Origin of the sequence: Mycobacterium terramassiliense (genome assembly GCF_900157385.1) — a bacterium.
Taxonomy (GTDB): Bacteria; Actinomycetota; Actinomycetes; order Mycobacteriales; family Mycobacteriaceae; genus Mycobacterium; species Mycobacterium terramassiliense.
The window spans coordinates 609,071-635,913 of sequence record NZ_LT717699.1; the positions used below are offsets into that span (position 1 = coordinate 609,071).

A 26,843-nucleotide genomic window follows, 5' to 3' on the forward strand; every position below is an offset into this window, starting at 1 on the left:
CTAGGAGAGCGATCGTGATCACTGCCACGGACCTCGAGGTCCGCGCCGGTGCGCGCATCCTGCTCTCACCGGACGGCCCGGACCTGCGCGTGCAGCCCGGCGACCGCATCGGGCTGGTCGGCCGCAACGGCGCGGGCAAGACCACCACCCTGCGCATCCTGGCGGGCGAGTCCGAGCCGTACGCCGGCTCGGTCGCTCGCATCGGCGAAATCGGTTACCTGCCACAGGATCCCAAGGAAGGCGATCTCGACGTGCTGGCCCGCGACCGGGTTTTGTCGGCCCGCGGACTGGACGTCCTGCTCACCGATCTCGAGAAGCAGCAGGCGTTGATGGCGGAGGTCGCCGACGACGACGCGCGCGACCGCGCGATCCGGCGGTACGGGCAGCTCGAGGAGCGGTTCGTGGCGTTGGGCGGCTACGGCGCCGAGAGTGAGGCCGGCCGCATCTGCGCGAGCCTGGGCCTGCCGGAACGCGTGCTGACCCAGCAGCTGCGGACGCTGTCCGGCGGGCAGCGCCGCCGGGTGGAGCTGTCGCGCATCCTGTTCGCCGCCGCAGAAGGAGTGGGCACCGGCTCCGGGTCCGGGACCACGCTGCTGCTCGACGAGCCGACCAACCACCTCGACGCGGATTCGCTCGGTTGGCTGCGCGATTTCCTGCGGGCGCACACCGGCGGGCTGGTGCTCATCAGCCACAACGTCGAGCTACTCGCCGACGTCGTCAACCGGGTGTGGTTCCTCGACGCCGTGCGCGGCGAGGTCGATGTCTACAACATGGGCTGGCAGAAGTACCTGGACGCCCGCGCCACCGACGAGCAGCGTCGTCGCCGGGAGCGCACCAACGCCGAGCGCAAGGCCGCAGCGCTGCGCACGCAGGCGGCCAAGCTCGGCGCCAAGGCCACCAAAGCCGTTGCGGCCCAGAACATGTTGCGCCGAGCCGACCGCATGATGGCCGCGCTCGACGAGGAGCGGGTCGCCGACAAGGTGGCCAGGATCAAGTTCCCCACCCCGGCCGCCTGCGGGCGCACGCCGCTGGTGGCCAAGGGATTGAGCAAGTCCTACGGGTCGCTCGAGGTGTTCAGCGGCGTCGATCTGGCGATCGACCGCGGATCGCGCGTCGTGGTGCTGGGCCTCAACGGCGCCGGCAAAACCACGCTGCTGCGGTTGCTGGCCGGCGTCGAAAGTGCCGACAGCGGGGGCCTCGAGCCCGGGCATGGCTTGCGGATCGGCTATTTCGCGCAGGAGCACGACACGCTCGACAACGACGCGACGGTCTGGGAGAACGTCAGGCACGCCGCCCCCGAGTCCGGTGAACAGGAGCTGAGGGGCCTGCTCGGCGCGTTCATGTTCAGCGGTCCGCAGCTCGACCAGCCGGCGGGGACGCTGTCCGGCGGGGAGAAGACCCGGCTGGCGCTGGCCGGCTTGGTGGCGTCCACCGCCAACGTGTTGCTGCTCGACGAACCGACCAACAACCTCGATCCCGCGTCGCGCGAACAGGTCCTCGACGCGCTGCGCAGCTACCGGGGCGCGGTGGTGCTGGTGACGCACGACCCGGGCGCGGCCGAAGCCCTTGACCCGCAGCGCGTCGTGCTGTTGCCCGACGGCACCGAGGACTACTGGTCCGACGACTACCGGGACCTCATCGAGCTGGCTTGATCCGCGAGTGGCCGCAGGCGATTTCGGCCAAAGCGGCCCGCGACCGGCGATGGCTTCTTACTCTATGTGCTTGGGGAGCGAGTCCGAGCCTGGAGGGGAGCCAGTTGAGAAAGCCGAAGAAGACGCGCGAGCAGACGCTGTACGAGCTACGCAACGCGTACGAGCGCGGCGCCAGCATTCGCAACCTGGTCGCCACCACCGGCAAGTCCTACGGATCGATTCACAGCATGCTGCTTCAGGCCGGCATCACGTTGCGCGGCCGCGGCGGCCCCAACCACACGTCGGCCCCGCGCCAGTCCACGCGGGCGTAGCGTCACTGCGAAATTACGTCCCCTCATTCGCAGTGGCGTTACGCTTGCGGCCCGAATTCCGGGAATCGCTGCGCCGCACCGAGGTTTCCACCAGGTCGAGGACCGCGGCCAGCCGCCGCGGGTCTTCGCCGGAGGCCAGCCGGGCCACCAGGCCGTCGAGCACCAGCTCTAGATAGCACTTCAAGACGTCGGCGGGCACGTCGTCGCGCACCCGGTGCGCCTCCTTCTGGCGGCGCAGCCGATCGGTGGTCGCCGCCGCCAGCTCCGCGGAACGCTCCGCCCAGCCGCGACTGAACACGGGGTCGTTGCGCAGCTTGCGCGCGATCTCCAGCCGGGTGGCCAGCCAGTCGAACTGGTCGGGCGCCGCGAGCATGTCGCGCATCACCTGAATCAGGCCCTCGCGGGACGCCACGTCGGCCATCCGCTCGGCGTCCTCGTGCGCCAGCGCGAAAAACAGCGCGTCCTTGTCTCGGAAGTGATGGAAGATCGCACCGCGCGACATCCCGACCGCCTGCTCCAGCCGGCGCACGGTGGCTTTCTCGTAGCCGTACTCGGCGAAGCAGCGACGGGCACCGTCGAGGATCTGGCGGCGGCGCGCCGCCAGATGGTCCTCGCTGACTTTTGGCACCGGCAGCCTGCTAGATCTTCAGGTGGCGACCCGCAGCGCCCCGCTGCGGCTTCTTGCGGCGACCCGCTGCGCCCGGCTGCGGCCTGTTGTGGCGACCCGCTGCGCTTGCGATCGCCACTAGCCGGACTTGAGCATGTTGCGCAGCACGTACTGCAGGATGCCGCCGTTGCGGTAGTAGTCGGCCTCGCCGGGGGTGTCGATGCGCACCACCGCGTCGAACTCGATCGGGTCGCCGGAATCCTTGGCGGCCTTGACCCGCACGGTCTTCGGCGTCTTGCCGTCGTTGAGCGCCTCGATGCCGGTGATGTCGAAGACCTCGGTGCCGTCCAGCCCCAGGTCCTGCGCCGTCTTGCCCTCCGGGAACTGCAGCGGGATCACGCCCATGCCGATCAGGTTCGAGCGGTGGATGCGCTCGAACGACTCGGCGATCACCGCCCGCACGCCCAGCAGCAACGTGCCCTTGGCCGCCCAGTCGCGCGACGAGCCCGACCCGTATTCCTTGCCGCCCAGCACCACCAGCGGAATGTTTTGTGCCGCATAGTTTTGCGCCGCGTCGTAGATGAACGCCTGCGGGCCGCCGTCCTGGGTGAAGTCGCGGGTGTAGCCGCCGGCGACGTCGTCCAGCAATTGGTTGCGCAGCCGGATGTTGGCGAACGTGCCGCGGATCATCACCTCGTGGTTGCCGCGCCGCGAGCCGAAGGAGTTGTAGTCCTTACGCTCCACGCCGTGCTCGTCGAGGTACTGGGCGGCCGGGGTGCCCGGCTTGATGCTGCCGGCGGGGGAGATGTGGTCGGTGGTCACCGAATCGCCGAGCAGCGCCAGCACCCGGGCGCCGCTGATGTCCTTCACCGCCTCCGGGTCGGCCGACATGCCCTCGAAGTACGGGGGCTTGCGCACGTACGTCGAATCCGGGTCCCACTCAAAGGTGTTGCCGCTGGGGGTCGGCAGGTTGCGCCAGCGCTCGTCGCCCTTGAACACGTCGGCGTAGTTCTTGGTGAACATCTCCTGGCTGATCGCGGAGGCGATGGTGTCCGAGACGTCCTTCTGCGACGGCCAGATGTCTTTCAGGAAGACGTCGTTGCCGTCCTTGTCGGTGCCCAGCGGCTGGGACTCGAAGTCGAAATCCATGGTCCCGGCCAGCGCGTAGGCGACCACCAGCGGCGGCGACGCCAGGTAGTTCATCTTCACGTCGGGGTTGATGCGCCCCTCGAAGTTCCGGTTGCCCGACAGCACGGCCGCCACCGACAGGTCGTTGTCGTTGATGGCCTTCGAGATCTCGTCGGGCAGCGGTCCGGAGTTGCCGATGCACGTGGTGCAGCCGTAGCCGACCAGGTAGAAGCCGAGCTTCTCCAGGTACGGCCACAGCCCGGCCTTGTCGTAGTAGTCGTGGACCACCTGAGAGCCGGGCGCCATCGTGGTCTTCACCCAGGGCTTGGACGCCAGGCCCTTCTCGACGGCGTTGCGCGCCAGCAGCGCCGCGCCCAGCATCACCTCCGGGTTGGAGGTGTTGGTGCACGACGTGACCGCCGCGATCACCACCGCGCCGTGGTCGAGCACGAACTCGCCGAATTCCTCCGACTTGACCGTCACCGGGTTGCTCACCCGGCCCTTGGCGTGCCTTGCGGCCGACTCGACCGGCGGATGGTCGTCGGCGTGGCCGTTCTCCAGCGCGCCGGGGTCGCTGGCCGGGAAGGACTCGTCGACCGCCTCGTCCAGCTTCGAGTAATCCTTCTTGTCGGGGTCGTCGCCGACGTAGCCGGGAATCTGCTCGCGGAACGTGGATTTGGCGTCCGACAACGCGATCCGGTCCTGCGGGCGCTTGGGCCCGGCGATCGACGGCACCACGTCGGACAGGTTGAGTTCGAGGTATTCCGAGAAGACCGGCTCGTGCTCGGGGTCGTGCCACATGCCCTGTTCCTTGGCGTACGCCTCGACCAGGGCGAGCTGCTCGGGCTTGCGACCGGTGAACTTCAGGTAGGAGATGGTCTCCTCGTCGATCGGGAAAATCGCTGCGGTGGAACCGAATTCGGGGCTCATGTTGCCCAGGGTGGCGCGGTTGGCCAGCGGCACCTCGGCCACGCCCTCGCCGTAGAACTCGACGAACTTGCCGACCACGCCGTGCTTGCGCAGCATCTCGGTGACCGTGAGCACGACGTCGGTGGCGGTGACGCCGGCCTGGATCTCGCCGGTCAGCTTGAAGCCGACCACCCGGGGGATCAGCATGGACACCGGCTGGCCGAGCATCGCCGCCTCGGCCTCGATGCCGCCCACGCCCCAGCCGAGCACGCCCAGGCCGTTGACCATCGTGGTGTGCGAGTCGGTGCCCACGCAGGTGTCGGGATAGGCCACCCCATCGCGCTCCATCACGACGCTGGCCAGGTACTCGATGTTGACCTGGTGCACGATGCCGGTGCCCGGCGGCACCACTTTGAAGTCGTCGAATGCGCCCTGGCCCCAGCGCAGGAACTGGTAGCGCTCACCGTTGCGCTGGTATTCGATCTCGACGTTGCGCTCGAACGCGTCCGCCCGGCCGAACAAATCGGCGATCACCGAGTGGTCGATCACCAGGTCGGCCGGCGCCAACGGGTTGACCTTGTCGGGCTTGCCGCCGAGGTCGCCGATGGCCTCGCGCATGGTGGCCAGGTCGACGATGCAGGGCACGCCGGTGAAGTCCTGCATCACGACGCGCGCGGGCGTGTACTGGATCTCAATGCTGGGCTCCGCCTTGGGATCCCAGTTCGCGATGGCCTCGATGTGGTCCTTGGTGATGTTGCTGCCGTCCTCGTTGCGCAGCAAGTTCTCGGCGAGGACCTTGAGGCTGTAGGGGAGTTTCTCCGTATTGGGGACGGCGCCGAGGCGATAGATCTGGTAACTCTTGTCGCCGACCTTGAGGGTGTCGCGGGCTCCGAACGAGTTCACAGAATCAGTCACTTCAACTCCCAAGGATTTAGTTCTTCCACCGACGGGCCGTGTCGGCGGCCGTGCCAACTTTAACAGTACGCTTGTCCTGCATTACCGCGGCACCTCCCAATCCAGTCTTGTCGCCGAGCCCGGCGGTTTAAACCCCTTGGGGCGTTCCAGTTGGAGGCCCGAACGCGGGCGGTGGCGCCGAGGCATAACACGTTGCGACGCCCGTCGGCGTGTCGTGTGCGAGGTTTATGTGTCGCGGCAAGCCGCCCGCGATCCGGCGAACCGAAGTAGGTACGGTGCCTGTAACGCCGGGGCGCCAACGGGCAGGAGGGGCACGATGACCGGACACGATTCGTTGGTTCTGCCGCTCTACATTCCGCAAGACGTCGACATGACCGCGATCAAGGCCAAGGTCGCCGTCGACGGCGTCAGCGCGCCGCCCGACGCGCTGCCGGGACTGCTCGAGGTGGTCAACCAGGCGCATGCCGACGGCATCAACCTCAAGATCGTGCTGCTCGACCACAACCCGCCCAACGACACGCCGTTGCGCGACATCTCCACGGTCGTCGGCGCCGACTACCACGACGCCACGGTGCTGACCCTCAGCCCGAGTTACGTCGGCAGCTACAGCACGCAGTTCCCGCGGGTCACGCTCGAGGCCGGCGAGGACATCGCCAAGACGGGCAATCCGGTGGTCTCGGCGCAGCATTTTCTGCACGAGCTGCAGTCGCCCGAGTTTCCCTGGACCGGCCTGACCATATTTCTTTTGATCGGGGTGCTCGCGGCGGCGGTCGCCACGCGATTCCTGCAGTTGCGCGGCAAGCGTGCAGCAACGCAGGCCGGTGCACCGGAAACCACCGAGGCCGAGGCGGGTAAAGGCGTCTAACACGCGCATCCGGCTCGGCTCCCCGGGTCGGGCAACCGCCTGGCCCGGCGTGCGGCAAACCCCCTAGGTCACCGTTCGGTCACATTAAACGCACGTCCAGAGTGCAGTTTGTGACGCGCGTTTCCACCGCGTCTTGTGTGACGTACGGTGCAAATGATGCCTCTGTTGTTGGCGCTTTCGAGGTTTGCGTGCCTGGCGCCGCCCGTCCGCGTTGAGCCGTAGGAGACCTGAGCCGTATGAGACGTACCCGCTGGGGGTTCTCGGTGCGACCGGCCGCCGGGCTGGTCCGGCCGGTGATACCGGCGGTGCTGAGTGTGGCGATGCTGGTATGCACGCCGGGGCTGGCGGACGCCGACCCCGCCGCCGACAGCCTGGCCGCGCTGATCGCCAACGTGGCCAGGGCCAACCAGCGCCTGGAAGACCTGACGGCCGAAATCCAGACCGAGCAGGAGAGCGTCAACAAGGCCCTGGTCGACGTCGAGACGGCGCGCGACAACGCGGCCGCCGCACAGCACGACCTCGAGGCGAGCCAGCAGTCGGTCACGGACTCCAACGCCGCGATCGCCGCCGCGCAGCACCGGTTCAACACCTTCGCGGCGGCGACGTATATGAACGGCCCGTCGGGCAGCTACCTGATGGCGACCAGCCCCGACGACATCATCGCCACCGAATCGGCCGCCCGGACCCTGACCGCCAGTTCCCAGGCGGTGATGGACAAGTTGCAACGGGCCCGCACCGAACAGGTGAACAAGGCGTCCGCGGCGCGGCTGGCCAAACAGAAGGCCGACCAGGCCGCCGCCGACGCCAAGGCCAGCCAGGACGCCGCGGTGGCGGCGCTCACCAACTCCAAGCGCAAGTTCGGTGAACAACGCGAGCAGGCCTCGCGCCTGGCCGCCGAGCGCGACGAGGCGCAGGCCAAACTCGAGGCGGCCAAGCTGCAGTGGTCGGCCGGCAAGGGCGGGGGCGCCGCCATGCCGGCGTCGGGCGACCGGTGGGATCCCGGGGCGCCCGCCGGCACACCGCGCCCCGGGGGCCGGCAGTGGGACGGCGTGTGGGACCCCACGCTGCCGATGGTGCCCAGTGCCAACGTGCCGGGTGACCCGATCGCGGTGATCAACCAGGTGCTGGGCATCTCGGCCACCTCGACGCAGGTCACCGCCAGCATGGGCAAGGGGTTCCTGCAGCAGCTGGGCATCCTGCGGCCCGACGACACCGGCATCACCAACGCCGCGCCGGGCCGCCCGTCCCGGATTCCGCGCGTGTACGGCCGCCAGGCCAGCGAGTACGTCATCCGCCGCGGCATGTCGCAGATCGGCGTGCCCTATTCCTGGGGTGGCGGCAACGCGGCCGGGCCGAGTAAGGGCATCGACTCCGGCGCCGGCATCACCGGTTTCGACTGCTCGGGCCTGGTCCTGTATTCGTTCGCCGGTGTGGGCATCAAGCTGCCGCACTACTCGGGTTCGCAGTACAACCTCGGCCGCAAGATCCCGTCGTCGCAGATGCGCCGCGGCGACGTCATCTTCTACGGACCGGGCGGCAGCCAGCACGTGACGATCTACCTCGGCGACGGCCAGATGCTCGAGGCCCCGGATATCGGTCTGAAGGTTCGCGTCGCGCCCGTCCGCACCAGTGGGATGACGCCGTATGTGGTCCGCTACATCGAATATTAAAACGAGGAAGCTACTGAACGAGGAGCTATGCGCCACAATCGGTTTCGCGTGATCAACCTGGCCTGGATCGCCGCACTGGTGACCGGGTTCGTGTTGTCTGTGGCTAGCCCGGCTCCCCTGGCCACGGCCGACCCGGGGCAATGGGATCCGACGCTGCCGGCCCAAATCAGCGCCGGCGCCCCGGGCGATCCGCTCGCGGTCGCCAACGCCTCGCTGCAGGCCACCGCCCAGGCCACCCAGACCACGCTGAACTTGGGCAAGCAATTCCTCGGCGGCCTGGGGATCAACCTCGGCGGCGATCCCGCCCCCGCCGCGGCGACCCCCACCAACCCCGGCGGCAAGATCCCGCGCGTGTATGGCCGGCAGGCGATCGAGTACGTGATCAAGCGCGGTGGATCGCAGATGGGCGTCCCCTACTCGTGGGGTGGGGGTTCGCTGGACGGGCCCAGCAAGGGCGTGGGCGACGGCGCCAACATCAACGGGTTCGACTGCTCGGGCCTGATGCGCTACATGTTCGCCGGGGTCGGCGTGCTGATCCCGCGATTCTCCGGTGACCAGTACAACGCCGGCCGCCACATCCCGCCCAACGAGGCCAGGCGCGGTGACCTCATCTTCTACGGGCCCAACGGTGGCCAGCACGTCACCATGTATCTGGGCAACGGTCAGATGCTGGAGGCGTCCAGCCTCGCCGGCAAGGTCACGGTGAGCCCGGTGCGCAAGCCCGGTATGACGCCGTTCCTGACTAGGATCATCGAGTACTGATCGCAGGCCAGCGAACCGCGCCGTCGACGGAAACGGGCAGGCCTGGAATAGTTGGACGAGGGCACGTCGCTGCCCGGCAGTCGTGTCCCAATGAGCGTGGAGGGTTCTTGATGACATCAGCAGGTGGGCCGCCCCCGGGCGCCAGCAGTTACCCGGGCCAGGGTGGGCCCTCCGGGCCGCCCGCCCACGAAGCGCCCCCCGGCGGCGGTAATGGTTTGGCCGCCGAGGTCCACACGCTGGAGCGGGCCATCTTCGAGGTCAAGCGGATCATCGTCGGCCAGGACCAGCTCGTCGAGCGCATGCTGGTGGGCCTGCTGTCCAAGGGTCACGTGCTGCTCGAGGGCGTCCCCGGCGTGGCCAAGACGCTGGCCGTCGAGACCTTCGCGCGGGTGGTCGGCGGGACCTTCGCGCGCATCCAGTTCACGCCGGACCTGGTGCCCACCGACATCATCGGTACCCGCATCTACCGGCAGGGCAAGGAGGAGTTCGACACCGAACTCGGCCCGGTGGTGGTCAACTTCCTGCTCGCCGACGAGATCAACCGCGCGCCGGCGAAGGTGCAGTCGGCGCTGCTGGAGGTCATGCAGGAGCGCCACGTGTCGATCGGCGGCAAGACCTTCCCGCTGCCCAACCCGTTCCTGGTGATGGCGACGCAGAACCCGATCGAGCACGAGGGCGTCTACCCGCTGCCCGAGGCCCAGCGGGACCGCTTCCTGTTCAAGATCAACGTCGGCTACCCGACGCCGGAAGAGGAGCGGGAGATCATCTACCGGATGGGTGTCCGGCCGCCGGTGCCCAAGCAGATCCTGAACACCGAGGACCTGCTGCGGCTGCAGGACATCGCGTCCAACGTCTTCGTCCACCACGCGCTGGTCGACTACGTGGTGCGGGTCGTCACCGCGACCCGTAACCCCGAACAGCTCGGCATGAACGACGTCAAGACCTGGGTCTCGTTCGGCGCGTCCCCCCGTGCCTCGCTGGGCATCATCGCCGGGGCGCGTTCGCTGGCGCTGGTGCGGGGCCGCGACTACGTCATCCCGCAGGACGTCGTCGAGGTCATTCCCGATGTGCTGCGGCACCGGTTGATACTCACCTACGACGCGCTCGCCGACGAGATCTCGCCGGAGATCGTCATCAACCGGATCCTGCAGACGGTGGCCCTGCCTCAGGTGAACGCCGTTCCGCAGCAAGGACATTCGGTCCCCCCCGTGATGCAGACCGTGGCGGCTAGCGGTCGGTGACCGATGACAAGCCGGCGGTGCGTCATCCGCCATCGTTCGAGCGCGGGCAGATCGACGACCCTAAACTGTCGGCGGCGCTGCGGCAGCTCGAGCTCACGGTCAAGCGCAAGCTCGACGGCGTCCTGCATGGCGACCACCTCGGCCTGATCCCGGGGCCGGGCTCGGAGCCGGGGGAGTCGCGCGAGTACCAGCCCGGCGACGACGTCCGGCGGATGGACTGGGCCGTCACCGCACGCACCATGCACCCGCACGTCCGGCAGATGATCGCCGACCGCGAGCTGGAGACCTGGATGGTGGTCGACATGTCGGCCAGCCTGGACTTCGGCACCACGGTGTGCGAGAAACGCGACCTGGCGGTGGCGGCCGCGGCGGCGATCACCTTCCTCAACAGCGGCGGCGGCAACCGCCTCGGCGCGATCATCGCCACCGGCGCCACCATGACCCGGGTCCCGGCCCGCTCCGGGCGCCAGCACGAGCAGACCCTGTTGCGGACCATCGCCACGACGCCCAAGGCGCCGGTCGGGGTGCGCGGGGATCTGGCGACCGCGATCGACGCGCTGCGCCGGCCGGAGCGCCGCCGCGGCATGGCCGTGATCATCAGCGACTTTCTCGGCCCCATCAACTGGATGCGGCCGCTGCGGGCGATCGCGGCCCGCCACGAGGTGCTGGCGATCGAGGTGCTCGACCCGCGCGATGTCGAGCTGCCCGACATCGGCGACGTCGTGTTGCAGGACGCCGAAACCGGCGTGACCCGGGAATTCACCATCGACGCCCAGCTGCGCGACGACTTCGCCAAGGCGGCCGCGGCGCACCGTGCGGAGGTGTCCCGCACCATCCGCAGCTGCGGGGCCCCGGTGCTGACGCTGCGCACCGACCGGGACTGGATCGCCGACATCGTCCGCTTCGTCGAGTCCCGCCGGCGCGGGGCCCTCGCGGGGCGCCAGTGACGTTGCCGCTGCTGGGCCCGATGACGCTGTCGGGCTTCGCGCACTCGTGGTTCTTCCTATTCCTCTTGGCGGTCGCCGGGTTGGCCGCGCTGTACATCGTGCTGCAGCTGGCGCGCCAGCGCCGAATGCTGCGGTTCGCCAACATGGAGTTGCTGGAAAGCGTTGCGCCGCAGCGGCCGTCGCGATGGCGGCACGTGCCCGCGATCCTGCTGGTGCTGTCGCTGGTGTTCTTCACGATCGCGATGGCGGGCCCGACCAACGACGTCCGGATTCCCCGCAATCGCGCGGTGGTGATGCTGGTGATCGACGTGTCCCAGTCGATGCGGGCCACCGACGTTCCGCCCAATCGGATGGCGGCCGCGCAGGAGGCGGCCAAGCAGTTCGCCGACGAGCTGACGCCGGGAATCAACCTGGGGCTGATCGAGTACGCGGGCACGGCGACCGTGCTGGTGTCCCCGACGACCAACCGGGAAGCGACCAAGGCCGCGCTGGACAAGTTGCAGTTCGCCGACCGCACGGCCACCGGGGAGGGCATCTTCACCGCGCTGCAGGCCATCGCCACGGTCGGCGCGGTGATCGGCGGCGGCGACACGCCGCCTCCGGCGCGCATCGTGTTGTTCTCGGACGGCAAGGAGACGATGCCGACCAACCCGGACAACCCGAAGGGCGCCTTCACCGCCGCGCGCACCGCCAAGGACCAGGGCGTCCCGATCTCGACGATCTCGTTCGGCACGCCCTACGGGTTCGTCGAGATCAACGACCAGCGCCAGCCCGTTCCGGTCGACGACTCCACCATGAAGAAGGTCGCCGAGCTCTCCGGGGGGAATTGGTACAACGCCGCGAGCCTGGCCGAGTTGAAGGCCGTCTACGCGTCGCTGCAGCAGCAGATCGGCTACGAGACGATCAAGGGCGACGCCAGCGCGGGTTGGCTGCGGCTGGGTGCGCTGGTGCTCGCGCTCGCGGGGCTGGCGGCGCTGCTGATCAACCGGCGGCTGCCGACGTAACCGGGGGGACAGTCGGGCCGTGCCGCGGTGAGGCGATAGGTTGGCGGGGTGACTGACACAGCCACCGAGAACGCCGAAAGTGCTGCCGGCCACGGCAGACCCGCATTCGTATCCCGCTCAGTGCTGGTGACGGGCGGAAACCGGGGGATCGGTCTGGCGATCGCACAGCGGCTGGCCGCCGATGGTCACAAGGTGGCGGTCACACACCGCGGATCCGGCGCCCCCGAGGGGCTGTTCGCCGTCGAGTGTGACGTCACCGACAACGACGCCGTCGATCGCGCCTTCAAGGAGATCGAGGAGCACCAGGGTCCGGTCGAGGTGCTGGTGTCCAACGCCGGCGTGTCCGCGGACGCGTTCCTCATCCGGATGACCGAGGAGAGGTTCGAGAAGGTCATCGACGCCAATCTGACCGGGGCGTTCCGGGTGGCCCAGCGGGCATCGCGCAGTATGCAGCGCAAGCGGTTCGGCCGAATGATCTTCATCGGTTCGGTCTCCGGCACGTGGGGCATCGGCAACCAGGCCAACTACGCGGCCTCCAAGGCCGGCGTGATCGGCATGGCCCGCTCGATCGCCCGGGAGCTGTCGAAGGCCAACGTGACCGCGAATGTGGTGGCGCCGGGCTACATCGACACCGATATGACGCGCGCGCTGGACGAGCGGATCCAGGAGGGGGCACTGCAATTCATCCCGGCGAAGCGGGTCGGCACCGCCGCCGAGGTCGCCGGGGTGGTCAGCTTCCTGGCCTCCGAGGACGCGAGTTACATCTCCGGTGCGGTCATCCCGGTCGACGGCGGCATGGGAATGGGCCACTGAGGGCCCCGACACTAGGACGGAAAATGGCAGGACTGCTCGAAGGCAAACGGGTGCTGGTCTCCGGCATCATCACCGACTCGTCGATCGCGTTTCACATCGCCAAGGTGGCCCAGGAGGCGGGGGCGCAGTTGGTGCTGACCGGATTCGACCGGTTGCGCCTGATCCAGCGGATCGCCGACCGGCTCCCGGAGAAGGCGCCGCTGATCGAACTCGACGTGCAAAACGAGGAGCACCTGGCCACCCTGGCCGAGCGGGTCACCGCCGAGATCGGCGAGGGCAACAAGCTTGACGGCGTGGTGCACTCGATCGGCTTCATGCCGCAGACGGGGATGGGCATCAACCCGTTCTTCGACGCTCCGTATGAGGACGTGTCGAAAGGCATTCACATTTCCGCCTTTTCGTACGCCTCACTGGCCAAGGCGCTGCTGCCGATCATGAACCCCGGTGGCTCCATCGTCGGCATGGACTTCGACCCGTCGCGCGCGATGCCGGCCTACAACTGGATGACGGTGGCCAAGAGCGCGCTGGAATCGGTCAACCGGTTCGTGGCGCGGGAGGCCGGCCCGTACGGAGTGCGCTCGAATCTCGTTGCGGCCGGCCCGATCCGGACGCTGGCGATGAGCGCGATCGTGGGCGGCGCCCTCGGCGAAGAGGCTGGCGCCCAGATGCAGCTGCTCGAGGAGGGCTGGGACCAGCGCGCACCGATCGGCTGGAACATGAAGGATCCCACGCCGGTCGCCAAGACGGTGTGCGCGCTGCTCTCGGACTGGCTGCCGGCCACGACGGGGACCATCATCTACGCCGACGGCGGCGCCAGTACCCAATTGCTCTAGCAGAAGGTTGCTCCCAGCGCTGATGGACTTCGACGCGGTCCTGCTGCTGTCCTTCGGCGGGCCCGAAGGGCCCGAGCAGGTGCGGCCCTTCCTGGAGAACGTCACCCGCGGCCGTAACGTGCCGCCCGAGCGCCTCGACGAAGTCGCCGGGCACTACCTGCATTTCGGCGGCGTGTCGCCGATCAACGGGATCAACCGGGCGTTGATCACCGAGCTACAAACAGAACTCGACGTGCCCGTCTACTTCGGCAATCGCAATTGGGAGCCGTACGTCGAGGACACCGTTAAGACCATGCGCGACAACGGCGTTCGTCGCGCCGCGGTGTTCACCACCTCCGCCTGGAGTGGGTACTCGAGCTGCGCGCAGTATGTCGAAGACATCGCCCGGGCCCGCGTGGCGGCCGGATCGGGCGTCCCCGAATTGGTCAAGCTGCGGCCCTATTTCGACCACCCGCTGTTCGTCGAGATGTTCGCCGGGGCCATCGCGGCCGCCGCCGACTCGGTGGCCGCCGGCGCGCGGCTGGTGTTCACCGCGCACTCGGTCCCGGTGGCCGCCGACGAGCGTTGCGGTCCCCGCCTGTACAGCCGCCAAGTCGCCTATGCCGCAAGGCTGGTGGCCGCGGCCGCGGGATACGCCGAATACGACCTGGCCTGGCAGTCGCGGTCGGGGCCGCCGCAAGTTCCCTGGCTCGGCCCCGATGTCGCCGACCACCTGGCGGCGATTGCGAATGCGGGCGCCCGGGCCGTGGTCGTTTGCCCCGTCGGATTCGTCGCCGACCACATCGAGGTGGTGTGGGATCTGGACTACGAGTTGCGTCTGCAAGCCGAGGCCGCGGGGTTGGGATTCGCCCGGGCCGCCACGCCCAACGCCGATCGCCGATTCGCCCGGCTCGCAGCCGATCTGATCGACGAACTGCGCACCGGCCGTGGCCCGACCCGGATCGCCGGCCCCGACCCGGTGCCGGGCTGCCTCGCCAGCGTCAACGGCACGCCGTGCCGTCCACCGCACTGCGCGGCGCCGGAATGCGGTTAGCGGCCCTACTCGGCCCAGGCCGAGTGCAGGATCGTGGTGACCGCGGCGATCCGCGCCGACCGCACGACCGTCGTCAGCGGGCGCAGCGCATCGGTGGCGATTCGCGCCTGTGACGACGATTGCGCTCCCGTTCCGGCGACCATCCGGTCCGCCGGGAAGTCGGACACCCGGCTGAGCCCGGAGCTGACCGCGATGATGGCGTCGACGTGCGCGGCGTTCTCCAGCACACGCAGGGCGCGTGAGGGCGCATGGTCGGGAACGCGGTGTTGCCGTGTCGATTCCAGCAGCTGCTCGACAAGGCCCCGCGGATCGTCCACCTCGGATGCGGCGGCTCCCAGCCCGATGGCGCCGAGCGCGTCGGCCGCCGATCGCACGGCCGAGCGCAGCGCGTACTCGGCGTCGCCGAGCTCGTAGTGGTCGAGCACCGGCGCGCCGGGCAGCGAGTACACCGTCCAAGACAGGCCGCACAGTTCGGGTGATCCCGCGTCGTCGTCGGCCTCGTCGAGGTCGCCGTAGCTGAACTCCGGCACCAGCCCGACGGCCGTGCCGGGATCGTCGGGGTGGGTGACGATCACCGCCTCGCCGGCGGCCAGGGCGTCGGATTCGAACTGGGTTCCCGGCGCGAGGCCCCGCACGTCGCCGGGCACCGGCAGCACCATGTTCACGGTCCCCCGCAACCGGCCCGGGGCAAGCGAGACCGCCGGCCTGCCAACCGCCGCGCGCAGCGTTTGCAGCAGCGTGACGGTCCCGGCGTCGTGCACATCGGGCCACGGCAGGCCGGTGTGACCCGCGGCGACCGCATCATAGGCGGTGACCGATTGCTTTGGGGCCCAGACGGATAACGCGTCCAAGACGTCGTCGGGCGCCGCCTTGCCCGCGAGCCAGGCGTTGGCCCACAGGGACAGCGAGACACTGGGACACCACATGATCTCGGAGTGTAGTTGTTTGATCCGGCGAAGGCGGATTACGCGTATTCTGACCGCATGCCCGCCGCGGTGATTTGGCTCATATTCGCGCTGGTGCTCGCCGGTGCGGAGGCGCTGACGGGTGACATGTCCCTGCTGATGCTTTCCGGTGGTGCGCTGGCCGCCACGGGGACCACCTGGCTGCTGGGCTGGCCGGTGTGGGCCAACGCGGCGGTGTTCGTGGTCGTCTCGGTGCTCCTCCTGGTGCTGGTGAGGCCGGCGCTGCGGAAGCGGCTCACGCCGGCCAAGGGGCTGCCGACCGGAATCAAGGCGCTGGAGGGCAAGAGCGCGCTGGTCCTTGGCCGCGTCGCACGCGACGAGGGCCAGGTGAAGCTGGACGGCCAGGTATGGACCGCGCGGCCGCTGAACGACAACGATGTGTACGAACCCGGCGAGCGGGTGACGGTCATGCAGATCAACGGCGCCACCGCGGTGGTGTTCAAGGACATGTAGACCCTCTGCAGAAACAGGAGGAACCGCGATGGCTGGCATCGCTCTGTTGGTGGTGGCGCTTGCAATCGTCGCCTTTGGGATCATCGTGGTCGCGAAGTCCGTCGCGCTGATCCCTCAGGCCGAGGCCGCGGTGATCGAACGCCTGGGTCGATACAGCCGCACCGTCAGCGGGCAGCTGACGCTCTTGGTGCCGTTCATCGACCGCATCCGCGCCCGGGTGGACCTGCGCGAGCGGGTGGTGTCGTTCCCGCCGCAGCCGGTGATCACCGAGGACAACCTGACCCTCAACATCGACACCGTCGTCTATTTCCAGGTCACCGTCCCGCAGGCGGCCGTCTACGAAATCAGCAACTACATCGTCGGCGTCGAGCAGCTCACCACGACCACCCTGCGCAACGTGGTAGGCGGGATGACGCTCGAGCAGACCCTGACCTCCCGCGACATGATCAATGGCCAGCTGCGCGGCGTGCTCGACGAGGCCACCGGCCGCTGGGGCCTGCGGGTTGCGCGGGTGGAGCTGCGCAGCATCGACCCGCCGCCGTCGATCCAGGCCTCGATGGAAAAGCAGATGAAGGCCGACCGCGAGAAGCGGGCGATGATCCTGACCGCCGAAGGCAGCCGGCAGGCCGCGATCACCCAGGCCGAGGGGGAGAAGCAGTCGCAGATCCTGGCCGCCGAGGGCGCCAAGCAGGCCGCGATCCTGGCCGCGGAGGCCGACCGGCAGTCCCGCATGCTGCGCGCGCAGGGCGAGCGCGCCGCGGCCTACCTGCGGGCGCAGGGGCAGGCCAAGGCCATCGAGAAGACGTTCGCCGCGATCAAGGCCGGCAGGCCCACCCCGGAGATGCTGGCCTACCAATACCTCCAGACGTTGCCGGAGATGGCGCGCGGCGATGCCAACAAGGTGTGGGTGGTGCCCAGCGACTTCAGCGCCGCGTTGCAGGGCTTCACCCGGCTGCTGGGCACCCCTGGCGAGGACGGGGTGTTCCGGTTCCAGCCGTCCCCGGTCGAGGACGCGCCGAAGCACAGCGCCGACGACGACGCGGACGTCGCCGACTGGTTCTCCACCGAAACCGACCCCGCGATCGCCCAGGTGGTGGCCAAGGCCGAGGCGATCGCCCGCCAGCCGGTGGACGGCCAGCCGGGAGTCCCGCCCGAGTTGACCCAATAGACTCATGGGATGAGCGCGCTGAGGTCACCGAAAACCTATGCGGCGCTTGCCGCCTTCCATGCCGTCGACGCCGTGGCGTGCGGAGTCCAGGTGGCGCCGATCAAGAAGGTGCTCGACGACCTGGGCGTGCCCGACGAAATCCGCCCCGTGCTGCCGGTGGTGAAGGCGGCCGCCGCCATCGGGCTGCTGTCGGTCACCCGGTTCCCGGCCCTGGCCAGGCTGACGACGGCGATGCTGACGCTGTACTTCACCCTGGCCGTCGGCGCGCACGTCCGGGCGCGCGACAAGCTCGTCAACACCCTTCCGGCCGCGACGTTCCTGGCCACCTTCGCCGCGATGACGGTCAAGGGCCCGCAGCGGGGCTAGTCGCCGCTGCCGCAACGCAATTCGACGATCGGCAGTGGGCTGTCGGTGTCGGTGATCGGGGCGCCGAGCGTGTTTTCCAGCACGGGCCGGAACCGTTCCCACGTCCCGGGATGGCGTTCGCGGTAGGCGGCCAGCGTGCGGTCGGCCTCCGCCCGGTCGAGGACCCGCGCGGTGGCGCGCCGCGGGGCGTGGCTGCCGACGTACACGCGGACCCGCGGGTTGGCCTCAATGTTGCGGAACCACTGGGCTTTTCGGCCGAAGCCCGACGCGACGAGGTAGGCGTCGGCACCGGGGTGGCCGACGACCTCCAGCACGGCGTAGCGCGGTGCGCCGGACTTGCGGCCGATGTGCTCGAGCATCAGGATGCGCGAGCCGAACAGCGCGCCCGCGCGGGCCCGGTAGATCCAGGTCGGCGCACGCGTGAGATGGCGGGAACGCAGCAGCCGCGCGCCGATCGCAGCGAAAACCGATTCGTGTGCAGTCCGCCCCATGAGCCCGATTGTCCTCCGCCCGAGGGGGCCCTGGCATAGTTGCGCGGCGTTGCGGGTAAGTCATGTACCCAATGAGTCGAAAAGCGGGTGGCGGCGGCATCACGGGGGTCGATGCCCGCGCTACGCACCGGTCGATCCAGGGCACCGCGATCGGCAACTTCATGGAGGCCTACGACTTCACCCTGTTCAGCCTCGTCGCCACCATCCTGGCGCAGAAGTTCTACCCCGGCGAGAACTCCGGCGCGGGAAACCTCATCGCCACCTTCGGCACCATGACGGCGGGCTTCGTCGTGCGGCCGCTCGGCGGATTCATCTTCGGCCCCCTCGGCGACCGCATCGGGCGCAAGCCGGTGCTGGTGATGACGATCTCGCTGATGGCGGTGTGCGGGGCGGCGACCGGTGCGCTGCCCGGCTACCACACCATCGGGGTCTGGGCGCCGGTCCTGCTCACGGCCGTCCGCATCGGCCAGGGCCTGTCCTCCGGCGGGGAGTACGCGGGCGCCATGACCTTCATCGCCGAGCACGCCCCGGACCACAAGCGCGGGATGCTGGCCGGATTCCTGCCGGTGGGCACGCTGGGCGGCTTCGTGGTGGGCGCCGCGCTGGTGACGGGGCTGCAGACCGCGTTGTCCACCGCCGACATGCTGAACTGGGGCTGGCGCGTCCCGTTTCTCCTGGCGGCGCCGTTCGGCCTGGTGGCGGTGTATTTGCGCTCGAGGATCGACGAGTCGCCCGGCTACGAGAAGGTGCACAAGGTCGCGCTGCCCGTCTCGGTTCGCACCCAATTCGTGCTGACCGTCGTGCGGCAGTGGAAAGGGCTGCTGATCTGCCTGGGTGTCGAGCTCGCGGTCACCGACACCAGTTACATGGTGAGCGGGTACGTGCCCACGTACCTGAAGAAGACCGCGGGCGTGGGGGACACCGCGGCGCTGGTGATGGTCCTGATCGTGCTGGCGGCCTTGACCGTCGGCGTGTTGTTCGTCGCGATGCTGTCCGACCGCATCGGCATCAAACCGCTGATGTGGACGGGATGTGGCTTGCTCATCGCGGTTTCACTACCGGCGTTCACCCTGATGCGCTTCGGTGGGGCGTATCCGACGAAGTTCGCCGGCGTGCTGCTGGTCGGCCTGCCCATGGTCTTCTTGAGCAGCCTCGAGCCGGCGATCCTGCCCGCGCTGTTTCCCACCAACGTGCGCTACGGCGCGGTGTCGATCGGATTCAACATCGCGGTGTCGGCGTTCGGCGGGACCACCCCACTGATCGCCGAGACGCTGGTCACCGGGACCCGCAACCCGATGATGCCGGCGTACATGCTCATGTTCGCCGGCGCGGTCGGCGCGGTCACCCTGGTTTTCGCCCCGGAGGTGGCCGGCAAGCCGCTGCTTGGTTCCGGGACCGGCGACCTGAATGCCGGCGATCGGGGTGCGCAGCTCGTGGGCGGCGTCGACGAGAAATCGCCGGGTGGCCGCCTCCGCGCGCCGGGCATCCTCGGCCGCGTCCCGGGCCCGCCTCTCGGAGGCTTCCAGCGCCTCCAGCATTCCGTCGAACGCGCCCGCCGCGCGACCGAGTTCGGTATCGGTGCGCTTGGGACGCAATCGCCGGCCGCGGTCACCGGTGGCGATGTCGGTCGCCAGCGCGGTGAGCCGGTCCAGCGGCCGCAGCGCAACCCGGCTGACCGCGACCGACAGCAGCGCCGCCACCAGCAGCGTCACCACTCCGGCGCCGATCATCAGCTGACGCAGCTGACGGGTGACCTGCGTGGTCTGCGTGGTGTCGGCGACCAGGATGAGCCGCGCCCCGTCGGGCAAGGGATGGACCAACTCGGTGGCGGTGGCGCCCGGCGGAGCGGGCGGTCCGCCCGGCGGCGGGGGGGGGGAGGCCCCGCCCAGGGGCGGCGGATAGGGCGGCGGGGGGAGTTGAACCCGGACCGTGAAAACCAGGCCGGTGATCGCGAAGGCGGCGATCGCGCCCAGCACCAGGCCCACCAGCCCGGAGACGGCGACGACGGCCGTCGAATGGCCGCGGGCGGGGCCCGCGGCCCGACGACGGCCGTCGAATGGCCGCGGGCGGGGCCCGCGGCCGGCGGGGCGTTGCGGGTGTCGTTGGAGGTCATGAGGCTCCCATGTCGTCGGGTCTCGGTACTGGCAGACGCTAGTTGGCGGGCGCCGAGTGGGGCGGGGGAATGTGAAGCGAACCTGAAGAAAAGGGCTCGTGCGGCCGGTCGCCGAGGCGGAGCGCTCACAATGGGGCATGGCGAGTTCCCCACGCGCAGAGAGGCGTGCGACGTCCGGCGCACCGCGGGTGCTGGTGGTCGAGGATTCCGAGACCATCCGCGAAATGGTCAGCGAGGCGCTGACCGACGCCGGATACCACGCCGACGCCTGCCGCGACGGCGGCGGCTTGGAGGACGCTCTGGACGGGCTGCGACCGGACCTGGTGGTGCTCGACGTGATGCTGCCGGGGCGCGACGGGTTCACCCTCCTCGACGTGATCCGTGACTGGGGCGACGCCGGCATCGTGCTGATCACCGCCCGTGACGGCCTGTCCGACCGGCTGCGCGGCCTCGACGGCGGCGCCGACGACTACGTCGTCAAACCGTTCGAGCTGGCCGAACTGGTGTCACGGGTCAATGCGGTGCTGCGCCGGCGCGGGCGGCTGCCGCGGGTGCTGCAGGTGGGCGACCTGATCGTGGACGTCGACGCGCGCGTCGCCGTGCGCGCGGGGCACGAGCTGGAGCTGACCGCCACCGAGCTGCGGCTGTTGCACTTCCTGGTCGAGCAGCGCGGCCGGACCGTCAGCGCCGGCCAGATCCTGAGCGCGGTGTGGGGCTACGACGCCTACGACCCCAACCTGGTGCAGGTGCATATCAGCGGGCTGCGGCGCAAGCTCGAGGCCCACGGGCCGCGGATTGTGCACACCGTCCGCGGCATCGGCTACCGCGTGCAAGCCCGCCGGTCATGACGGTGGACCCCGTCACGCCGACGCCGTCGCTGCGGCGGCGGGTCGTCCTGGTGGTCATCGGGTTGCTCGCGGTCCTGCTGGTGGTGCTCGGGGTGGTCATCGACGTCAGCCTGCGGGCCCAGGCTCGTCGCAACCTCGACGACCGCCTCCTCGCGGCCACCTCGCGCGCGGACGCGCTCGCGCAGGCGCGCACCCCGCCGCAGCAAGTCGCCGCCCAACTCAACGGCGGCGTCGTCCGCGCGCTCGTGGTCACCGCCGACGGCACCGCCTACGGCGACCCCGCGATCAACCCTGACCCCGGCGCCGGCGCGTTCGTCCCGCCACCGCCGCCGCCGGGGTCAGGGTTGATCGCGGGGTCGCCGTAGGCGGTGCCGTCGGCGCGTGGCGGCCCCGAAGGCCCCCACGACGAGCCCGGCCAACCCGCTGCCGACCGCGACACCGACCGGGTGCCGATGCAGGACCGAAGGTGGGCTTGCGGGGGGTGTGCTGTGGGTCGGTTCCTCGACGGTCACGGTGCCTCCTCGTTGCTGTGGTGGTGGCAGCGACGGTAGGAAGCGAAGCTGAAGTCAACCTGAAGTGGGCCGTTTACGCCGCACGTCTTCAGGTTGCCTTCAGAAAGGGATCGCCAAGGCTGGCCCGGGCCGGGCCGGGCGCAGTTAGCTGACGGCCGCCGGCTCCGGTGCGGGCGCCTCGCCCTGCGGCGCGCTCTGCGTCGTGCGGCGGTGGTGCTGGCGGTGCTGGCGGATCTCGACCACCAGCCCCGTCACCCCGAGGCTGGCCGTGCACAGCGACACCAGGAACAGCAGCGGGCTGGGGTGACCGGCGAGCGCGTCGCCCAGGATCACCACCGCGGCGGTGCCCGGCAGTAACCCGGCGATGGTGGCCAACGTATAAGGCGCCACCCGCACGGTCGACGCGCCGGCGGCATAGTTGATCACCGAAAACGGCACGGCGGGGATCAGCCGCAGCGACAGGATGGCCAGCCAGCCGCGTTGGCGCAGGCGTTCGTCGACGGTGTCGATCGATCGGTGGCGGACCAGGCGGTTGAGCTGCCAGCCGGCCGCGCGCACCAGCAGCAGCGCGAGCACCGCGCTGGCCGTGCTGGCAACGACCGCTATCGCGACGCCCAGCAGCGGGCCGAAGAGGAGCCCGGCCGCCAGGGTGAACGCCGTGCGGGGAACCGGCACCACCGTGGCCACCACGTGCGTGCCCAGGAACGCCAGCGGGAACCAGGGGCCCACCGATTCCGCCCAGTCCCGCATCTGCAGCGGCGTCGGCAACTGAAGCCAGGTCGCCGCCGCGATCAGCGCTGTGATCCCGGCCACTGTCGCCAGAGCGCGCGGCCGGGAGAGCTGACGCGCCCCCGCGCCGATCGCGGCACGAAGATCACGCAGTCTGGCGTCGATTTTGCAGGTGGCGGAAGCCGTCACGCCTGTCAAGGGTACGGGCCGCGGGTGAATAATTCCTTTCCCGTCGCGGGTGTTTCCCCGGCCGGCCGCCCCGATCGCCGGCCCGCGCGGTTTTTAGCCGGGAGCCCCGATCAATTAGCCTCATTAGTACGTGGCAGAGCCCCATTTGCTGGCAAAAAGGGAGCAATCGGTGTCCATTGATGTACCCGAGCTCGCCGACCTAGAACAGGTTCGCGGGCGTTGGCGCAGTGCGGTCGCCGGTGTGCTGTCCAAGAGCGCCCGCAGGGATCCCGACCAGCTGGGCGACGAGCCCGAGCGCCTGCTTTCGACCCCGACGTACGACGGAATCGCCATCCGGGCGCTCTACACCGCGCTCGACGAACTGCCCGAACCGCCGCTGCCCGGCGAGTGGCCCTACGTGCGCGGCGGCGACCCGCTGCGCGACGTCAACGCGGGCTGGAAGGTGGCCGAGGCGTTCCCCGTTCCCGGCGGCGACGGCAACGCCGCGGTGCTGGCCGCCCTCGCCGAGGGGGTCAGCGCGCTGCGGGTCCGCGTGGGCCGGTCCGGGGTGGCGCCCGCGGAGCTCGGGCCCCTGCTCTCGGGCGTGTACCTCGAGCTGGTGCCCGTCATCCTCGACGCCGGCGCCGACTACGCCGAGGCCTGCAACGCCCTGCTGGCGCTGGTCGACGAGCTGGACCCGGAGCGGCGCCCCACGGTGTCCGTCGACCTGGGCGCCGACCCGCTGACCGCGAAGCTCAGCGGCCGGGAGTCCCCGTCGACCGAGCAAGTGGTCGCCGTGGCCACCCGCGCGGCCGCGGGCGGCGGCGTGCGGGCCATCACCGTCGACGGACCCGCCTTCCACAACCTGGGCGCCAACGCGACCTGGGAGCTGGCCGGCGGCATCGCGGCCGCGGTGGCCTACCTGCGGTTGCTCACCGACTCCGGGCTGTCCGTCGGACAAGCCTTGCGCCAGATCAGCTTCCGGCTGGCCGCCGACGACGACCAGTTCCTGACGATCGCCAAGCTGCGCGCCGCGCGCCGGCTCTGGGCGCGGGTCGCCGAGGTGGTCGGCGACCCCGAGGGCGGCGCCGCCGTCGTCCACGCGGAGACCTCGCTGCCGATGATGACCCAGCGCGACCCGTGGGTGAACATGCTCCGCGCCACGGTGGCCGCCTTCGGCGCGGGGGTCGGCGGCGCCGACACCGTGCTGGTGCTGCCCTTCGACGCGGCCATCGCGGGTGGCTTTCCCGGTGTGGCGAACGGCTTCTCGCGGCGCATCGCGCGCAACACCCAGCTGCTGCTGTTGGAGGAGTCGCATGTCGGGCAGGTGCGCGACCCCGCCGGTGGGTCGTGGTTCGTCGAGGACCTCACCGAGCAGCTCGCCCAACGGGCGTGGCAGCAGTTCCAGGAGATCGAGGCTCGCGGCGGGGTCGCCGACGCCCGCGGCTATGTCGCCCAGCAGATCGCAGGCATCGCCGAACGGCGCGCCGACGACATCGCGCACCGGCGCACCGCGATCACCGGCGTGAACGAATACCCGAACCTGGAGGAGCCGCCCCTGAAGCAGGGGGATTCGGCGGCCGAAATCCGGCGCTACGCGGCGGAATTCGAGGCGTTGCGGGACCGGTCCGACGCCTACCTCGCCCGAACCGGCGCGCGGCCGAAGGCGCTGCTGCTGCCGCTGGGCCCGTTGGCCGAGCACAACATTCGGGCGACGTTCGCGGCCAACCTGCTCGCCTCGGGCGGTATCGAGGCGATCAACCCCGGCCCGGTCGACGCCGCCGGGATCGCGGCGGCCGTGACGGCAGCCGGGTCGCCGGCCGTGGCCGTCATCTGCGGCACCGACAAGCGCTATCACGACGAGGCAGCGGGCGCCGTCGAGGCCGCCCGCAGCGCCGGTGTCGCGACGGTCTGCCTGGCCGGCCCCGAGCAGGCGCTGGGGGACGCCCAGCACCGCCCGGATGAGTTCCTGACCGCGAAAATCAATGCGGTGCAAGCCTTGTCGGACCTGCTCACGCGATTGGGGGCATAGCCGCTATGACGATGACGACACCCGCGATCGGCAACTTCTCGGACGTCCCGCTGCACGGCGAGCGCAAGGTACGGCCGCCCACCGAGGCCGCCGCGGAAGAGCAGGCCGCCGCGGCGGCGGCGGCGCACGGTTACGCGCCCGAGCAGCTGCGGTGGCACACGCCCGAAGGCATCGACGTCAAGCCGGTGTACATCGCCGAAGACCGCGCCGCCGCGGTCGCCGACGGCTATCCACTCAACAGCTTCCCCGGTGAACCGCCCTTCGTGCGTGGCCCCTATCCGACGATGTACGTGAACCAGCCCTGGACGATTCGCCAATACGCCGGGTTCTCCACGGCCGCGGATTCCAATGCGTTCTACCGGCGCAACCTCGCCGCCGGCCAGAAGGGCCTGTCGGTCGCATTCGACCTGGCCACCCACCGCGGCTACGACTCCGACCACCCTCGCGTTCAGGGGGACGTCGGGATGGCCGGCGTGGCAATCGATTCCATCCTCGACATGCGGCAGCTGTTCGACGGCATCGACCTGTCCGCGGTGTCGGTGTCGATGACGATGAACGGCGCGGTGCTGCCCATCCTCGCGCTGTACGTGGTGGCCGCCGAGGAGCAGGGGGTGCCGCCGGAGAAGCTGGCCGGCACCATCCAGAACGACATCCTCAAAGAGTTCATGGTGCGCAACACCTACATCTACCCGCCCAAGCCGTCGATGCGCATCATCTCCGACATCTTCGCCTACACCAGCGCCAAGATGCCGAAGTTCAACTCCATCTCGATCTCCGGCTACCACATCCAGGAGGCCGGCGCCACAGCCGATTTGGAGCTGGCCTACACGCTGGCCGACGGCGTCGACTACATCAAGGCGGGCCTGGATGCCGGCCTGGACATCGACAAGTTCGCGCCCCGGCTGTCGTTCTTCTGGGGCATCGGCATGAACTTCTTCATGGAGGTCGCCAAGCTGCGGGCCGGTCGGCTGCTGTGGAGCGAGCTGGTGTCGCAGTTCGACCCCAAGAATCCCAAATCGCTGTCGCTGCGCACACATTCGCAGACCTCGGGCTGGTCGCTGACCGCCCAGGACGCCTTCAACAACGTCGCGCGCACCTGCATCGAGGCGATGGCCGCCACCCAGGGTCACACCCAGTCGCTGCACACCAACGCCCTGGACGAGGCGCTGGCGCTGCCCACCGACTTCTCCGCCCGCATCGCGCGCAACACCCAGCTGCTGCTGGCGCAGGAGTCGGGCACCACCAGGCCGATCGACCCGTGGGGCGGTTCCTATTACGTGGAGTGGCTGACGCATCGGCTCGCGCAGGCGGCCCGCGGCCACATCGCCGAGATCGCCGAGCACGGCGGCATGGCGCAGGCCATCGACGACGGCATCCCCAAGATGCGCATCGAGGAGGCCGCCGCGCGCACCCAGGCCCGCATCGACTCGGGTCAGCAGCCGGTGATCGGGGTGAACAAGTACCAGGTCGACGAGGACCAGGAGATCGAGGTCCTCAAGGTCGAAAACAGCCGCGTGCGCGCCGAGCAGCTGGCCAAACTCCAAGAGCTGCGGGCCAATCGGGACTCCTCGGCCGTCGACGCCGCTTTGGCGGAGCTGTCCCGCGCCGCCGCCGCCACCGGCCGCGCCGGCGACGACGGGCTGGGCAACAACCTGCTGGCGCTGGCCATCGACGCCGCCCGGGCCAAGGCCACCGTGGGCGAGATCTCCGACGCGCTGGAAAAGGTGTATGGCCGTCATCAGGCGGAGATCCGTACTATCGCCGGGGTCTACCGTCACGAAGCCGGAAAGGCCACCAACATCGCCACCGCCACCGAACTGGTCGAGAAATTCGCCGAGGCCGACGGCCGGCGGCCGAGGATCCTGGTGGCCAAGATGGGGCAGGACGGCCACGACCGCGGGCAGAAGGTGATCGCGACGGCGTTCGCCGACATCGGGTTCGACGTCGACGTCGGGTCGTTGTTCTCCACGCCCGAGGAGGTGGCCCGGCAGGCCGCCGACAACGACGTGCACGTCATCGGGGTGTCCTCGCTGGCCGCCGGCCATTTGACGCTGGTGCCGGCGCTGCGCGACGCGCTGGCCGAGGTCGGACGGCCCGACATCATGATCGTGGTCGGTGGCGTCATCCCGCCCGGCGACTTCGACGAGCTGTACGCCGCCGGGGCCACCGCCATCTTCCCGCCCGGGACGGTGATCGCCGACGCCGCGATCGGCTTGCTGCACAAGCTCGCCGAGCGGCTGGGGTATGACCTGGGCCAGTGACGTCGCCAATGCTTCCCGCGAACGTGACGTCACGGCGAGAATCGGCC

Annotated in this window: 22 protein-coding genes and 3 pseudogenes; 19 read left to right on the forward strand and 6 right to left on the reverse strand. The window is 69.7% G+C overall.

The window, feature by feature from the left end:
• The first annotated feature begins 14 nt into the window (after positions 1-14).
• Together MTAB308_RS07180 and MTAB308_RS07185 are read left to right on the forward strand one after the other, a co-directional pair.
• Positions 15-1,652 (forward strand): ABC-F family ATP-binding cassette domain-containing protein, encoded by a 1,638-nt coding sequence (locus tag MTAB308_RS07180; RefSeq protein WP_077098784.1) that lies wholly within the window; start codon positions 15-17, stop codon positions 1,650-1,652.
• A 104-nt stretch (positions 1,653-1,756) separates the two neighbouring features.
• Complete coding sequence (locus MTAB308_RS07185; RefSeq protein WP_077098785.1) at positions 1,757-1,963, forward strand: helix-turn-helix domain-containing protein; 207 nt, start codon at positions 1,757-1,759, stop codon at positions 1,961-1,963.
• Positions 1,964-1,976: 13 nt separating this feature from the next.
• Here MTAB308_RS07185 and MTAB308_RS07190 read toward each other — a convergent pair whose 3' ends face one another.
• Positions 1,977-2,591 carry a TetR/AcrR family transcriptional regulator gene (locus tag MTAB308_RS07190; RefSeq protein WP_077098786.1) on the reverse strand — a complete coding sequence of 205 codons (615 nt, stop codon included), beginning with the start codon at positions 2,589-2,591 and terminating at the stop codon, positions 1,977-1,979.
• 117 nt (positions 2,592-2,708) lie between these two features.
• The gene (locus MTAB308_RS07195; RefSeq protein WP_077098787.1) at positions 2,709-5,522 is read right to left on the reverse strand and encodes an aconitate hydratase; all 2,814 of its coding nucleotides are present in this window, start codon (positions 5,520-5,522) and stop codon (positions 2,709-2,711) included.
• A 316-nt stretch (positions 5,523-5,838) separates the two neighbouring features.
• On the opposite strand from MTAB308_RS07195, the gene MTAB308_RS07200 reads away from it, so the two are divergent.
• From MTAB308_RS07200 to MTAB308_RS07240, 9 genes are all read left to right on the forward strand, one after another.
• A complete protein-coding gene (locus tag MTAB308_RS07200; RefSeq protein WP_077098788.1) occupies positions 5,839-6,387 on the forward strand; it encodes an Rv1476 family membrane protein in 549 nt (182 codons plus the stop codon).
• A gap of 236 nt (positions 6,388-6,623) precedes the next feature.
• Positions 6,624-8,057, forward strand: a complete 1,434-nt coding sequence (ripA, locus tag MTAB308_RS07205) for an NlpC/P60 family peptidoglycan endopeptidase RipA (protein ID WP_077098789.1) — start codon at positions 6,624-6,626, stop codon at positions 8,055-8,057.
• Positions 8,058-8,084: 27 nt separating this feature from the next.
• A complete protein-coding gene (gene ripB / locus MTAB308_RS07210) occupies positions 8,085-8,819 on the forward strand; it encodes an NlpC/P60 family peptidoglycan endopeptidase RipB (RefSeq protein ID WP_077098790.1) in 735 nt (244 codons plus the stop codon).
• Positions 8,820-8,929: 110 nt separating this feature from the next.
• Positions 8,930-10,060, forward strand: coding sequence for a chaperone MoxR1 (gene moxR1 / locus MTAB308_RS07215; RefSeq protein ID WP_077098791.1), 1,131 nt, complete (start codon positions 8,930-8,932; stop codon positions 10,058-10,060).
• Positions 10,057-11,007: a DUF58 domain-containing protein gene (locus MTAB308_RS07220; protein WP_077098792.1), complete on the forward strand. Its 951-nt coding sequence runs from the start codon at positions 10,057-10,059 to the stop codon at positions 11,005-11,007. The genes moxR1 and MTAB308_RS07220 overlap by 4 nt, the downstream gene beginning before the upstream one ends.
• Entirely contained in the window at positions 11,004-12,011 is a 1,008-nt protein-coding gene (locus tag MTAB308_RS07225) for a VWA domain-containing protein (protein ID WP_077098793.1), read from the forward strand. The genes MTAB308_RS07220 and MTAB308_RS07225 overlap by 4 nt, the downstream gene beginning before the upstream one ends.
• Before the next feature lie 48 nt (positions 12,012-12,059).
• Positions 12,060-12,824 (forward strand): 3-oxoacyl-ACP reductase FabG1, encoded by a 765-nt coding sequence (gene fabG1, locus MTAB308_RS07230; protein WP_077098794.1) that lies wholly within the window; start codon positions 12,060-12,062, stop codon positions 12,822-12,824.
• 23 nt (positions 12,825-12,847) lie between these two features.
• On the forward strand, positions 12,848-13,657 hold the full coding sequence (gene inhA, locus MTAB308_RS07235; protein WP_077098795.1) for an NADH-dependent enoyl-ACP reductase InhA: 810 nt from the start codon (positions 12,848-12,850) through the stop codon (positions 13,655-13,657).
• Between the two features lie 22 nt (positions 13,658-13,679).
• The gene (locus MTAB308_RS07240) at positions 13,680-14,690 is read left to right on the forward strand and encodes a ferrochelatase (RefSeq protein ID WP_077098796.1); all 1,011 of its coding nucleotides are present in this window, start codon (positions 13,680-13,682) and stop codon (positions 14,688-14,690) included.
• Positions 14,691-14,695: 5 nt separating this feature from the next.
• On the opposite strand, the gene MTAB308_RS07245 is transcribed toward MTAB308_RS07240, so the two are convergent.
• The gene (locus tag MTAB308_RS07245; protein ID WP_077098797.1) at positions 14,696-15,616 is read right to left on the reverse strand and encodes a hypothetical protein; all 921 of its coding nucleotides are present in this window, start codon (positions 15,614-15,616) and stop codon (positions 14,696-14,698) included.
• A 57-nt stretch (positions 15,617-15,673) separates the two neighbouring features.
• Between MTAB308_RS07245 and MTAB308_RS07250 the strand changes: the two genes are divergently transcribed.
• From MTAB308_RS07250 to MTAB308_RS07260, 3 genes are read left to right on the forward strand one after another with little or no spacing between them, the layout of a single operon-like run.
• Complete coding sequence (locus tag MTAB308_RS07250) at positions 15,674-16,108, forward strand: NfeD family protein (protein ID WP_077098798.1); 435 nt, start codon at positions 15,674-15,676, stop codon at positions 16,106-16,108.
• A gap of 28 nt (positions 16,109-16,136) precedes the next feature.
• Positions 16,137-17,276 (forward strand): SPFH domain-containing protein, encoded by a 1,140-nt coding sequence (locus tag MTAB308_RS07255; protein WP_077098799.1) that lies wholly within the window; start codon positions 16,137-16,139, stop codon positions 17,274-17,276.
• A gap of 9 nt (positions 17,277-17,285) precedes the next feature.
• Entirely contained in the window at positions 17,286-17,642 is a 357-nt protein-coding gene (locus MTAB308_RS07260) for a DoxX family protein (protein WP_077098800.1), read from the forward strand.
• On the opposite strand, the gene MTAB308_RS07265 is transcribed toward MTAB308_RS07260, so the two are convergent.
• Positions 17,639-18,133: a nitroreductase family deazaflavin-dependent oxidoreductase gene (locus tag MTAB308_RS07265; RefSeq protein WP_077098801.1), complete on the reverse strand. Its 495-nt coding sequence runs from the start codon at positions 18,131-18,133 to the stop codon at positions 17,639-17,641. The genes MTAB308_RS07260 and MTAB308_RS07265 overlap by 4 nt on opposite strands.
• Before the next feature lie 161 nt (positions 18,134-18,294).
• Here MTAB308_RS07265 and MTAB308_RS07270 point away from each other — a divergent pair.
• Positions 18,295-19,527, forward strand: a pseudogene (locus MTAB308_RS07270) (MFS transporter); the annotation flags it as partial.
• Here MTAB308_RS07270 and MTAB308_RS07275 read toward each other — a convergent pair.
• A pseudogene (locus MTAB308_RS07275) lies at positions 19,528-20,046 on the reverse strand (HAMP domain-containing protein); the annotation flags it as partial.
• Between the two features lie 337 nt (positions 20,047-20,383).
• On the opposite strand from MTAB308_RS07275, the gene MTAB308_RS07280 reads away from it, so the two are divergent.
• The gene (locus MTAB308_RS07280) at positions 20,384-21,094 is read left to right on the forward strand and encodes a response regulator transcription factor (RefSeq protein WP_077098802.1); all 711 of its coding nucleotides are present in this window, start codon (positions 20,384-20,386) and stop codon (positions 21,092-21,094) included.
• A pseudogene (locus tag MTAB308_RS07285) lies at positions 21,091-21,429 on the forward strand (two-component sensor histidine kinase); the annotation flags it as partial. The gene MTAB308_RS07280 and the pseudogene MTAB308_RS07285, both read left to right, overlap by 4 nt.
• 321 nt (positions 21,430-21,750) lie before the next feature.
• Here MTAB308_RS07285 and MTAB308_RS07290 read toward each other — a convergent pair.
• Positions 21,751-22,524: a TVP38/TMEM64 family protein gene (locus MTAB308_RS07290; RefSeq protein WP_077098803.1), complete on the reverse strand. Its 774-nt coding sequence runs from the start codon at positions 22,522-22,524 to the stop codon at positions 21,751-21,753.
• A gap of 169 nt (positions 22,525-22,693) precedes the next feature.
• Here MTAB308_RS07290 and mutA point away from each other — a divergent pair, with 169 nt between their 5' ends.
• Positions 22,694-24,535 (forward strand): methylmalonyl-CoA mutase small subunit, encoded by a 1,842-nt coding sequence (mutA, locus tag MTAB308_RS07295; protein ID WP_077098967.1) that lies wholly within the window; start codon positions 22,694-22,696, stop codon positions 24,533-24,535.
• Positions 24,536-24,540: 5 nt separating this feature from the next.
• On the forward strand, positions 24,541-26,796 hold the full coding sequence (gene scpA / locus MTAB308_RS07300) for a methylmalonyl-CoA mutase (RefSeq protein ID WP_077098804.1): 2,256 nt from the start codon (positions 24,541-24,543) through the stop codon (positions 26,794-26,796).
• Positions 26,797-26,843: the final 47 nt, after the last annotated feature.